Source organism: Serratia sp. LTN-2 (genome assembly GCF_059740205.1).
This window is the reverse complement of record NZ_JCAXDO010000017.1, coordinates 20,752-32,786: the sequence shown is the minus strand read 5'-3', so window position 1 is coordinate 32,786 and position 12,035 is coordinate 20,752. Positions and strand designations below refer to the sequence as shown.

14 protein-coding genes and 1 pseudogene are annotated in these 12,035 nt (G+C 49.3%); 6 read left to right on the top strand and 9 right to left on the bottom strand.

What is annotated here, in order from left to right; genetic code table 11:
* Positions 1 to 130: 130 nt before the first annotated feature.
* From AC6BYQ_RS23295 to AC6BYQ_RS23275, 5 genes and pseudogenes are all read left to right on the top strand, one after another.
* Entirely contained in the window at positions 131 to 1,456 is a 1,326-nt protein-coding gene (locus AC6BYQ_RS23295) for a secretion/conjugation apparatus DotM-related subunit (protein ID WP_306686624.1), read from the top strand.
* A gap of 24 nt (positions 1,457 to 1,480) precedes the next feature.
* The gene (locus AC6BYQ_RS23290) at positions 1,481 to 2,419 is read left to right on the top strand and encodes a thioredoxin domain-containing protein (RefSeq protein WP_306686623.1); all 939 of its coding nucleotides are present in this window, start codon (positions 1,481 to 1,483) and stop codon (positions 2,417 to 2,419) included.
* Between the two features lie 56 nt (positions 2,420 to 2,475).
* Entirely contained in the window at positions 2,476 to 4,656 is a 2,181-nt protein-coding gene (trbC, locus tag AC6BYQ_RS23285) for an F-type conjugative transfer protein TrbC (RefSeq protein ID WP_306686622.1), read from the top strand.
* A gap of 41 nt (positions 4,657 to 4,697) precedes the next feature.
* Positions 4,698 to 4,865, top strand: a pseudogene (locus AC6BYQ_RS23280) (phospholipase D-like domain-containing protein); the annotation flags it as partial.
* Between the two features lie 145 nt (positions 4,866 to 5,010).
* On the top strand, positions 5,011 to 5,328 hold the full coding sequence (locus tag AC6BYQ_RS23275) for a M14 family metallopeptidase (RefSeq protein ID WP_306686621.1): 318 nt from the start codon (positions 5,011 to 5,013) through the stop codon (positions 5,326 to 5,328).
* A 52-nt stretch (positions 5,329 to 5,380) separates the two neighbouring features.
* On the opposite strand, the gene traI is transcribed toward AC6BYQ_RS23275, so the two are convergent.
* Positions 5,381 to 7,303: a TraI/MobA(P) family conjugative relaxase gene (gene traI / locus AC6BYQ_RS23270; protein WP_306686620.1), complete on the bottom strand. Its 1,923-nt coding sequence runs from the start codon at positions 7,301 to 7,303 to the stop codon at positions 5,381 to 5,383.
* The gene (gene mobA / locus AC6BYQ_RS23265) at positions 7,300 to 7,641 is read right to left on the bottom strand and encodes a plasmid mobilization protein MobA (RefSeq protein WP_306686619.1); all 342 of its coding nucleotides are present in this window, start codon (positions 7,639 to 7,641) and stop codon (positions 7,300 to 7,302) included. Before mobA ends, traI begins: the two co-directional genes overlap by 4 nt.
* Positions 7,642 to 7,913: 272 nt before the next feature.
* Between mobA and AC6BYQ_RS23260 the strand changes: the two genes are divergently transcribed.
* A complete protein-coding gene (locus tag AC6BYQ_RS23260) occupies positions 7,914 to 8,228 on the top strand; it encodes a mobilization protein MobC (protein ID WP_306686618.1) in 315 nt (104 codons plus the stop codon).
* 72 nt (positions 8,229 to 8,300) lie between these two features.
* Here AC6BYQ_RS23260 and AC6BYQ_RS23255 read toward each other — a convergent pair whose 3' ends face one another.
* From AC6BYQ_RS23255 to AC6BYQ_RS23225, 7 genes are all read right to left on the bottom strand, one after another.
* Positions 8,301 to 8,606, bottom strand: a complete 306-nt coding sequence (locus AC6BYQ_RS23255; protein WP_372924914.1) for a DUF5983 family protein — start codon at positions 8,604 to 8,606, stop codon at positions 8,301 to 8,303.
* Positions 8,607 to 8,650: 44 nt separating this feature from the next.
* Positions 8,651 to 9,472: a DUF932 domain-containing protein gene (locus AC6BYQ_RS23250; RefSeq protein WP_306686617.1), complete on the bottom strand. Its 822-nt coding sequence runs from the start codon at positions 9,470 to 9,472 to the stop codon at positions 8,651 to 8,653.
* A 461-nt stretch (positions 9,473 to 9,933) separates the two neighbouring features.
* Positions 9,934 to 10,083 carry a hypothetical protein gene (locus tag AC6BYQ_RS23245; RefSeq protein ID WP_157993249.1) on the bottom strand — a complete coding sequence of 50 codons (150 nt, stop codon included), beginning with the start codon at positions 10,081 to 10,083 and terminating at the stop codon, positions 9,934 to 9,936.
* A gap of 57 nt (positions 10,084 to 10,140) precedes the next feature.
* Entirely contained in the window at positions 10,141 to 10,599 is a 459-nt protein-coding gene (locus AC6BYQ_RS23240) for a hypothetical protein (RefSeq protein WP_498057584.1), read from the bottom strand.
* Positions 10,600 to 11,194: 595 nt separating this feature from the next.
* Positions 11,195 to 11,422: a hypothetical protein gene (locus tag AC6BYQ_RS23235; RefSeq protein ID WP_306686615.1), complete on the bottom strand. Its 228-nt coding sequence runs from the start codon at positions 11,420 to 11,422 to the stop codon at positions 11,195 to 11,197.
* Positions 11,423 to 11,487: 65 nt separating this feature from the next.
* Positions 11,488 to 11,775, bottom strand: a complete 288-nt coding sequence (locus AC6BYQ_RS23230; protein WP_004929861.1) for a type II toxin-antitoxin system RelE family toxin — start codon at positions 11,773 to 11,775, stop codon at positions 11,488 to 11,490.
* Entirely contained in the window at positions 11,772 to 12,023 is a 252-nt protein-coding gene (locus AC6BYQ_RS23225; protein WP_129993886.1) for a type II toxin-antitoxin system Phd/YefM family antitoxin, read from the bottom strand. Before AC6BYQ_RS23225 ends, AC6BYQ_RS23230 begins: the two co-directional genes overlap by 4 nt.
* Between the last annotated feature and the right edge of the window lie 12 nt (positions 12,024 to 12,035).

Genomic DNA, 12,035 nt, shown 5'->3' with positions numbered 1-12,035 from the left:
TTAACTCAGTTCATATTATCGAGCGCCTTTCTAGGCGCTCTTTCTTTTCCACCCTCCCTATTTGGTGCAACCTCTTGTTTAAACCCAGTCATTTTCCTTATGACTGGGTTTAAACATATTGGAGTAATTCATGAATGCCAAAAGTCACCTGCAGCCCAGAGCCGGTAACGAGCAAGGTCTTATGTTGCTACTCGTTGCCGCTTTGGCAGCATTTCTGCTTTGGATCTATCAACCCCCTGTAATGTACGGATGCTGTTGGCTACTTTACCAACTGTGGTCATTATGCGACTTTCCCCGTGTCCATAACCAGGTCGCAGAAAAGCTAAACCTCCTTGCCTGGGCAGGCAGTCAAGTTAATCAACTGTCATGGAGTCAGTTTATCGACGTTATGAATCATACTGCGGGGATCTTATTGGCGCCGATGGTCCTGATTGTTATGGGTGGGCTGCTCATGGTGCGCAACCATCCGCGGAACCAGACCCGGCGCCATATTGATGTCTATACTCTGCCCCATATCATGGCGCGCTTTTCTCCAAGCATCATACCAGCACTCTGCTATGGCGATAAAAAGACACAGTTGCTGAACGTTGATCCGCCAGAACATCGCAGCGCCCAGTGGCCGGAAGAATTTGCCGTTGAACACAAGCTGATTATTGGTGATCGCCTTGATACCCAAAGAACGCAAACTGCGTTCGAATGTCAACTTGGCACTCCGTTAGAAAACTTTTCCAGCTTTAACGCCCATGAGCGCGCTCTGGTTGCCATATTTGGCCTAGTCGCATTTCTGAACGATCGTAAAGCCGCTGAAGCTCTGCTCGATAGCCTGAACCGTTCATGCCTTATCAAAAGCAGGCGGGACAAAGGACAAAAGGGATATCCCGTACTCCAACTCGCCAGCAAGGCATTCGAAAGAGTAACGCAAACACCAGCTGCTCAAGAATGGCTTCACCAACATTCAACAACACGTACTGCACTTTATGCCTTACATAACCGGGATATGCGCCTGCCATGCGCTCGGTTTCGTTGGCTCAAAGGTCTCGATCGGCCGCTTTGGTACACCCTGGCCTCAACAGGACGCCCGAAGGCCTTTATTGAAGGCGCAGGAGTCATTGCAGCCGCTAACTGGGAAACCGTGGTAGCTCAAATGGGAGAACGCCTTCATGCATCAATCCCCGTGCCGGAAAACAGGATGGATAAAGCCATTAAAGGCCTAGAGGACGAACTTCGCAGCGTCGGGTTGATCATCGATAATCGCACGACGAATACCTCTGTCCTCAGTGAACAGGTCTTCGATGAAGATGAAGATGCTCCAATCGTGATATTGCAGCCTCTAGCGGACACTACGGTGAAAACTGCCAGCAAAACAGCACCACTGCAGACGAAAGCCACTATCCCTGGAGCGAATACCTCCCCCCAAAAACCAGGCCGCGCCCACTTCATCCCTCGGGCGAGATAAGCCCACACCATAGAGCCAATGACAATGAAATCGAATTATACTGCTTCACTGCAGGGCAGAACCTTGTCCGTATTTAATCACAAACAAGAAAACGACCAGGTGGTCGCCATACTCGATCCCGGTCCGTATCCTCGTTTCTACCTAAAAGATGACGCCATTTGGCACGATAATCGTGACCTTGGCCCAGCGGCAATCCTACAGGGCTGTGGAACGAAGGATGCTGCTGAGATGCTTCACGCGATTAATGCAGCGTTACTACACCGACGCCAAGCATATCGCCGCTGCTGGAAACGATTAGGTTACATGATGAGCGCCATAGCCCTCAGCATGGCTATAGCAGGCTTCTGGTATTCGAATCAACCGGGGGATATGTCAGCACCACTAACGCAGCACGTTACGCCAAACACGCTGGAGAATGCCGTTACCGCAACCCCACAGCCGGAATTGAAAGTAACAGCAGATCAGTACCAGGCCGTTGCCAAGGCACTACGTAATGCGGCAAAAACAGGGCAGTACACCATTCCCCTATCCAGTGGGCATCAGCGTACCCTCTACGTTTTTGCCGATCCGTTATGTCACAACTGCCAAATTATTGAGCCGGCCCTGGAAGCGCTCTCCGAAAGATTCAATATTGAGATCTTCCCGGTCACACTCGTCGGAAAACAGCAAACCGTCGACCAAGTGAGCCCTGTGCTTTGCCAGGCACCGCAATATCGGCGCCAATTATGGAAACAACTTTTCCAGGCTGATGCAGGCATTTCACCTGGTGAAAACACTAAATCAAACATAACCTGTGATGCCGGTAATCAGGCGATCGCCAAAAACGATCAGGCCTTCGACATCTACAATTTGCCGGGCACCCCCTCACTAATCGCTGATGATGGGCGCTATATCCCGCTGCCATCCCTGAAAAGCGATGAAGCTCTAGATGCATTCCTCAGCCAAAACATCGTCACCCCGTAATCGATCGCCTGGACTCTGCTCCGGGCCCCATCACCGATAGACCACCAGGAACACCTATGTCTCAGCCTGTTGAAGTCGATACCCGTCGGGTTCGGCGCCCCCTTGGCCAAACCATCATTCAAGATGCATTACTTTCACCGATAGGCGTTCAGCTTTCTCTCGCTGGCGCCATTGGACTTGCTATACACTCACCGGCTTCGTTGCTGCTCACAACTCCAGCGGCGCTACTGCAGTTAATGCTATTCGGCGATCAGCCATTTCGCATGCCGCTACGCTTACCTACTGATATAGGTGGCATGGATCTGACCACAGAACGTGAAATGCCAAAATATCGGAACGGCATCGGCGGATTTTTCCGTTATGTGGTGCGAACCCGTAAGTACCAGCGCGCGGCAGGTGTGATGTGCCTGGGTTTTGCCAGAGGCAAAGCCCTTGCACGCGAGTTGTGGTTGACGCTCGATGATGCACTGAGGCACATGTTGCTATTGGCAACTACAGGTTCCGGGAAAACGGAAGCGCTGTTATCAGTCTTCCTCAATGCTATCTGTTGGGGCCGGGGGATTTGTTATTCTGATGGTAAGGGACAGAATACCTTGGCATTCGCCATGTGGTCACTCGCACGCCGATTTGGGCGTGAGGATGATTTCTACGTCCTCAACTTCATGACTGGCGGTTCCGATAAGCTGCTGCAGCTGCTACTGAATGACAAAAAGCGCCAGCCTTCGAACACCATAAATTTGTTCGGCACTGCCAATACCACGTTCATCATTCAGTTGATGGAATCCATGTTGCCGCCTGCCGGCAGCGGCGATCAAGGCTGGCAAGACAAGGCCAAGTCAATGCTAGCCGCGCTGGTCTATGCGGTTTACTACAAGTGCAAACGCGAAAAGCGGCGGATCTCCCAACGGGTCATTCAGGAATACCTGCCGCTGAGAAAATTGGCGGAGCTCTATCTGGAAGCCAAAAGGGATGGTTGGCATCAGGAGGCATATAACCCGCTGGAAAACTACTTCAACACGCTGGCAGGCTTTAGAATCGAACTTATCAGCCGCCCCTCTGAGTGGGAACAAGGCGTTTACGACCAGCATGGCTATCTCATTCAGCAATTCAACCGCATGCTGACCATGTTTAACGATCTCTACGGCCATATTTTCTCTACTGACGCCGGCGACGTCGATATTGAGGACATTCTGCATAACGACCGCATCCTCTGCACTACCATTCCTGCGTTGGAGTTATCTAAAGGCGAAGCTGCCAATATTGGCAAACTCTACATTTCGGCGATACGCATGACCATGGCCAGAGATTTGGGGTTTGAACTTGAGGGCATGATGAACGATGTGTTGATAGTCAAAAAATACAAAGGAAATTTTCCGTTCCCGATCGCCATGGACGAGCTGGGCGCCTATTTCGGTCCTGGCATGGATAATCTGGCAAGCCAGATGCGCAGTCTGGGCTATATGCTCATCGTATCTGCACAGGACATTCAACGCTTCATCGCCGAGCACAAGGGCGAGTACATGACCGTAAACGCCAACCTGCTGACAAAGTGGTTCATGACGTTGCAGGACGAGAAGGATACCTTCGAACTTGCACGGATTACCGGCGGTAAAGGGTACTATTCTGAACTCGGAGCCGTAGAGCAGCAAGGCGGGCTGATCACGCCACATTTCGAGGATGCCGGCAGTAACGTCATTAGGGAAAAGGACCGTCTCGATTTGGGTGATTTGAAAGATATGAACCCTGGCGAAGGTATGATCTCTTTCAAAAGCGCGTTGATCCCGAGTAATGCCATCTACATACAAGATGACGATAAGATGACTTCAGCACTGCCAATGCGTATTAACCGGTTTGTGAACCTCGATATGCCAACAGAAGCTGAACTATTGGATGCGAACCCCACGCTCAAGAAAAAGCTGCCGCCGTCCGCACAAGAAGTCGAAACCATCCTAACACGCCTGGAATCGCCACCATCTCAAACAACCTGCAACGGCCTGATGGACCCTGTATTGCAAAGCGTAGTGGCGCTATCTCTGGATCTTAACCACCGGGCAGACGTCAGTTATACGCCAGCACAACGCGGTATTTTGCTGTTTGAAGCCGCCAGGGTGGCATTGCAGCAGCACAAGCGACGCTGGAAACAACAACCTATGGCTCCAAAACCAATAAGAGTGTCAAAGGACATAGCCAAGGCTCTCGCTACGTCCGAACACCATCGCGAGGAGCGATATGGGTAAATGCTAAACGGCTGCCGCAATAGTAGCGCCTTGTTGCAGCAAAACGCCGAGGAGTAAACTTCCGCATTGTGGTAGAAGCCAAAGCTAACGCAAAATATACCGTTGCCACTTACCTTACCAACAAAGGTATCTCTGTACGTAGCAATGGCCAATACGCCATCATGCACAATAAGCCGATGTTGGTCGATGATAATACTGTGCAGCTATAACTATCCAACTGCCGCCGATCGCGATAATGCTGAGAACGTTTTGGTCATTCACAATCAACCCAATCTGGTCGCCGTATACCAGAAAGAATTCGAACGACTTTGGCAAGAAAGCCAACCGTTAATCCCAGGATATTGAGGCACTAAAATGAGTGAAGACACCATGGACTATCAACGCGGGTACATTGAGATGGTTCGACTATGCGCCACCCTGTTGATTGTCCTGGCAGAGAAGAAATTAAAGAATACAGAAGATAAAAAATCACAAACTCACATCGAAATGTTGCATAACGAAGCTGCCAGGCTACTCAACCATTTCCCAGCTCCAGATATCCTTACAGAGGAAAAGCACGATAGCGTTTTTCACCGCCTTATCGATATGTTCACAGAGCTTGAAGGGAACGATGACGAGGGTTGGCAAGCCTACCAACCCATGCTGAAGACGTTATACTCACGCCTACATTAATGAAAAGCCGACTCAGGTTATCAGGCCTGCAGTCGGTTTTTTTTTTTTAAAATTAGTGAGGACGAGGACCAGTTGGCCGCTGGATATAACCATCCAGTTCATGCCGCTCGTTAACACTTGCATCAGTCGTTCCATGGGAATTTTCGGTTGGCAGTGATCCATATCCTGCAAGCGTTCTTTGACTGGTTTCTGTTAATGGCAGGGAGGTTCCTGACGCTTCATTAAACCAAGAGACAAGTTCGCAAGATTGTTGGACATATTGACGATCGCCCTCCAGTACCATCTCCTCACCCGATTTACTCTGCGCTATCACCAGCCCGGTAATAATGTGCTGCCCATCCTCAACCTGTGGATCGGAAACCTCAATGCGCTCACCACGATCCTGCAATTGAACAACCCCATTCTGAACATACTGAACAACACCGTCTCGCATGATTCGGGTCTGGTAACCATCTATGGCTAATGGTTTGCTGTCATCCGAGACCGCGAAACGGATCCCATTCAAAGAAACACTCGAAGTCAGGGATGAGCGTTTCAATCTATAGGACCATCCACGCAATTGAGCAATTGCAGCCTGATCGTGCATCAACGCCTGTTGTTCAACCCATCCTCTATATGACAGACGTCGGTTTTCCGGAGCAGCTTTGAACGCCTGCCGTTCTTCCTTGATGGCCAATCGCAATGCGGCCATAGCCTTCATTCGCTCAACTTCGATAATGTGATACGTCAGTTTTCTCAGAAGCGGATCGCGTAATTCGACGCGCGCTTTAGCCTTACGCCAGGCAAAACGTTTGGACATGTTTTTATACCGGGCTTTGATTTCATCAGCATCCAATTTTGGTCGAACCCATGCCGATTTGTACGCCTGATAACGGGCTTTAAGATCTTCTCTTGCTTCGGCCCTGGCCTGGCGACGTTCAACCCGTGCCATCAGATCGCGTGCGTGGAAACGCGGGTCATATACGTATTCTGGCTGCTTAGGAGATGCCACAGCATCAAGCGTGGAAGTGAACTCGCCCAAATACGGTTCCATGCAGGTACGTGTTAGATCAGGGTGCAAGCTGCTTGCCTTAATAGGCGGCAAGCTCGAGTCCTGAATCGAGTAGATGGCTAATCCTTCTCCCTTTTGTTTCATCACAAGACCTGCACGATTCAATTCATCATGGAGGTTCTGCCAGGATAGGCGTTTAGGATCTGCCATGATGTCGCCGATCGCTTGACGGCATTCACCTACAGCATAACTAAAGAGGCTTTCTGAATCAGCATAATACTCCAGCTGCCGCGCCTTACGTGGGATAGATTTGAATTCATTTTGGCTACGAACAACCTGCTGCTGTTCATTTACTTTCCATGCACCGTTATCAGGTGTAAACCCATGCTTCAACTCAAGATGACGACAGGCTCTGTGAAGTGTGTCGACATCTTTATACATGTTGGCCGCACGATAGGACTCGGGATGGATACGATTAACCGCGATATGGCAATGGACGTTATCGGTGTCTCGATGGACAGCAAACACGTACTGATGATCAGCCATTCCCAGCTGATTAATGCAATAACGCGCACTCTCGAAAATTTGCTGATCGGTCGGAGTGTCCTCTTCACGCCACGAAAGAATGCAGTGATAAACCGGGTCGACGCAGCGAGTGTTCTGCATAGCCACGGCATTCATCTCCGCCGATGCTGTTTCCAGACTGAAGCAGTTCGTTTCACACACTACTTCCCCTGATTTAACCTGCTGCGTACCGTCTGCAAACATAGCCAAAAGGGTCTGCTGATCTCCCCCAGCATTACGATCAAGATACCCCACCAGGCGGTCAAAGATTGCAGCTTTTGAACGCGATGGACGAACATAGGGATTCTCAGGAGAGATAGGCAAATCAGGCTTATCCTCATCGCGCAGCGTCAGATAACTGACCAACTGAATGAAGCTGGAACGCCCATCTCTGCGCTTCTCAGGAACGATAGGGATCATGCCTTATCACCTTCATTGGTCATGTCCATATCGATTGCGATGATGGCTTTCTTTATCGCAATAAGCACATCCGAATACTGCTTACTGAAAGCATCACTTACACTCCCCTTCCCCTCGTTGAAAAGGTGTTTTTGAAGGCCGCCTAAACGGCGTAGTTCATTGATGAGCTCAACGTCACAACGAGCATCGATTCGGCGACCGAGGCCACACTTAAGCATGTACGCCCCGATACTTAAACCGGCCGCGGTCGCCTTTTCCTGGATCACTGACTTTTCCTCTGGGAAGCAACGAATGCTGGGCAGCAGGGCTGTTCTGTTCCGGCGCTCGCTTTTACTCATGGTGATGTTATCCCTATCAGTCTCGTCAGTTTACAGTCTCGTGGGGTGTCGGGGCTCTGCCCTGACCAGGACGTTTTGTAGAGCCGACTGCGTGCAGGCGGTGCTACAAAACATATCCTGTCCCGTGTTTGAAACCGGATTCACGTATTATGGCCTACTTTGCCTGGATTGTCATTACACCATGAGAGAACAAATTTGCCTGTTGTGTCATGATGACACTGACGTATATCATTGATACACAAGTTGATTGATGACTAGCACAGGAAAGAGAAATGGCTACGAAGAACCAATACAGTCAAGAACAAGTTGAGTTGGCAAAAGTATCACTGGCAGACTTGCCAGACTTGAGCAAAGAGAGGTTAAGTGGAAAGGAAGTTTTGGATGAACTCAAGGAACAGATCATATTGCTAGCTACTCAAAAAGGGTACACAGCGAAGGATATCAAGTCAGCACTTGAAAGCTGTGAAATCGTAGTTAGTGAAAGAGCAATAAATGAAATTATAAAAAGCACAACTCCCATCAAATCAGGAAGAAAAAAAAAGGGTCAATTGAAAGAAAAAAACACGACAGAACAACAAAAAATGTGATTTAATTTTATTTAGCACAATGTCGTTAGATTAGCCGGTATCGGTTCGATACCGATACCGGCTAAAACCGGGTCACCAGTAATCAGATTTATGCAGTTTAACACCCTCTAATACATCAGCGTCGCAATCGAATTGTATCATTTCTATATCATGTTTTTTTATAAGATTAAGAATAAACTTTCTGAAATCTTTAGATAATCCGAATCGTTTTGCATGCAAAATAAAATGATGCCTTTTCCATAAATCAATAACAAATCCGTAGTCATAACCAAGAATCCAGTTCTCACTTTTTGCTTTACTTAAAATCAAATTATCTTCATACGTCAAGTGATCTGTACTGCAAACAAGGCATCGTTTAAATTCAATTTGTCTTTTCATATTTATTAATATCTGGCGGCAACATCACCGCCATAATCCTACCCTTAAGATTTCAAATTTTTCATGGTTTCAGCCATTTTCCACAACGCATTATTGAGCTTTACATCACCAGTTATGCTATTGACTGCCCGAGTTCTGTTTCGTTTTCCGTTGGCACTGATTCCAGGTATTTCGCCTTTTATAATGTTTTCTTGAACCCGTTGAAACGTCGTCCACAAATCATCTTTCTTATCTTGCCAACGTCGCGGACTCAGAACCTGTTCTGCGGTAATTGGTTGATGCTCTCCAAAATATTTGTAACCTAATGCAGCTTCAGCAAAAACATGTTGTTCATCTTTATCAAGAAAGACCCCCTTCATTTCATCACGAGAATCCGTTACTTTTTCAAAGAAACTTAGCACTTCATAAGCACCATCTATCACGCGTCCAACAACATCTCCTTTGTGAGGAACACGGACTTCCCCGAACGTGTCGCCGCACACTAAACCGTTGTTACAAACAAATCTAAATATGCCCGGAATCATTTGATAGCTGCTACTCCCATCATGACTATTGAGTAAAATAATCTCAGGAACTTCATCATTTTGACCGAAACCATCTCTACGAAGCCTTAACATGTGTCGCGTGTGACCACGTTTATCATCATCGCGAACTTTTGTTTGGCAAGCATAAAATGGATGGAAACCTTCTTCGCGGAGTCTATCCAACAAATTAATCGTTGGTATGTAGGTATAACGCTCGCTACGTGATGCATGTTTTTCTTCAGAGAAGACACTTGGTACGTGACGGAATAACTCATCATTTGTTAATGGTCGAGTTTTACGGATCACATTTGCCTGGCGAAATCCACTATACAGTCGTTTCATATTCATCCCCTTCAGTCTGTTTTCGGTGTTGCCATTTATTCCGGTTTTGCCGGAGTGGCGCGTCTTGTGCTGTGACGCAATGACCGTGACGGGGTATAAACCTGCAACGCAGGGGCGACACCGCAGGCCGCATGCGCAAGCGAACGAAACTGCGTTGAGTGAGTGCGAACGGGCGAGGATGGACGGCGATAGCGAACCCTTGCGATGTAGGTGCCCCGGCACAAGGTCTGTCACAGCAAAAGACATGCCGCTAAGCACCGAAGAGGAAATGGAAACACCAAAACGTAACATCAGGCGGAGCCTGATAGCCTTACAGTTTTCATCTTGATGGAAACTGCAAAAGCGGCGCGGGCTTAGCCCGCTGCAAGCGTTTTGTTCGCCTTTCAGCGGCTCGACGCCGCTGAAAGGCGACAGCCGGAATCAAAAGCCACCCAATTGGGTGGCTCAGTTCATATCATGAATCAACACGCATAGCCCCGTTTTAGTTCTAAGTAGCGGAGCAGCTGTGCCCACTCAAAACCTTTAAGAGCTGGAATAATTACCGGTTTATTTTCTTGCCATTGCTCTAAAATTTTACGACCGATCGCCGCGATATAGTCATCAATAATCATTGTCGATTTCCTTCTTATCGAGGATCCCCCGGCGTTGCCAACACCGAGGGAAACTATTCAGGCTGCTACGGCCGCTGACTCGGCATCGATAAATGTACGCACACGCTGCATAATCTCAGCATGTGGTAACGAAACATGATCGCGCATCGCAAAATAACTATTGCCAAGTTGGGCGAAAATATCGGTAATATTCCCGCAATACATTTCCATCATCTTGAAAGATTCGTGGCCATCAAAATACTTCCAATCGAGCGGCGGCAACATCTCCAACTTGTCCATGTACTCATCTTTGCTGATACGACGGACAGGCAGACTTGCGGCCTCATACATACCGCGCTTCGCTTCTTCATACGACACCAGAATACATGCAGGATTACGCTGCTGTAGCTGTTCAAGCATTTTGCCTGACGACGTGACAAAGCGATCTTCCAGCCAGATTGCGACATCCAGTGGCCACGTTGTTCCCGGAATATAAAAAACCATTTGTTGTTGCTGCTGTTGCTCGATCGTTGACATAACCACTCCCGTTAGTCAGTAACTCAGAAGCCGCAACGGCTTCTTTCTGGTGTATTCCCCTTTTGGCTTTTGCCGGCGCGGGGAGCCTGGCGCCGTGACAACAAGACCGAGACGGGGTATCAGCTGACGGTACAAGGGCGGCGCCGCAGGCCGCAGCGCAAGCGACCTGACGACCGCAGGGAGGAAGGGAGTGCGAACGGGTGAGGACGCCGGCAACGCGTACCCTTGTGCCGGCGGCGCCCCGGCTCAGCGTCTGTCACGGGGACAGTCTCTCTGCGCGGATGCCGGGCCTGAGGGGATACACCAGAAAGTGCCAGGCCTTTAGCCTGGCTGCCTTAGCGAACGGCCGCCTTAGCGGCCGGGCAGTGAGAGCGGCGCCGGCATCGCCGGCTGCAAGCGCTAGTCTTTGATCTTGCAGTTGGCTTTCAGACCATAGCCGACTGGCCCGAAACCGCAACGCGGGTTCGGCGAGACTTGGCGACCGCAGGCGGGCGGCTAGTCGAGTTGGGCTGATGGCTGGACGTGTGCGGCCAGCCACCGGAGGAAGCTCACAAGAGTTACAAGAAAGGTGTTCCGAGAGCGACTTGTTGCAAGTTTATATTTCTGAACTGCCTATCCAATCATCAGCCAGGTAGGCATCCCATCCCTCTGGCGCCATGCTGTGGATATCAATGGCCAGCAATTGGTCATGCGTCCAGCCAGCGCCATCAGGCTTGAAGCTTGCCAGTACAACGCCGGATAAATCCTTGATTATGAGTGTTTTGTGTTCATTTCCTACCAACAGGTCTGGTTCTTTGCTCGAGATCGGTTTTACGACTATCATTCAAATAAATCCTTATATTCCAATGACTTTTATATTTATCGCAAGCCTTCGGCCTGCGCCCTGTTTCATTTCAGACGTTCGCTGGCCAATTGGTACACATCGCCGCGCTCACGTTTTCCGACGGCAACCACCGCGATAATCAGGCAATCGTCGATCACTTCATAAACCAGACGAAAACCCGAGGCGCGCAGCTTGATTTTGTAACACCCCGGCATCCCCCGTAGTTTTGCCGAGGGTATATGCGGGTTCTCGCAGCATTTTTTCAGCTTTTTGGCGAACTGCTGCTGCAGCGCCTTGTCGAGCTTGCCCCACTCTTTCAGAGCCGACTCACGAAATTTGACCGTATACGTCATGCGAACTGATCCAGATCGAAGTCAACCAGTACCTCGCTGCGGCGCTCATTAACTAATTTGACCAGCTCCTGATCATCGAGGGCATCGAGCATTTGCTCGTAGAGCGCCGCCGGCACGCAATAAAATTCTGGCTTATTGCGGTTCAGTATGGCCACCGGAAAACCGGCGCCGGCGCCAACGGTTTCCATAGGGTTTTTCTTCAGCTCGCTGATGCTCGCGCTTGTGTCACTCAGAATGATATTTGGCATGGTATCCTCGAC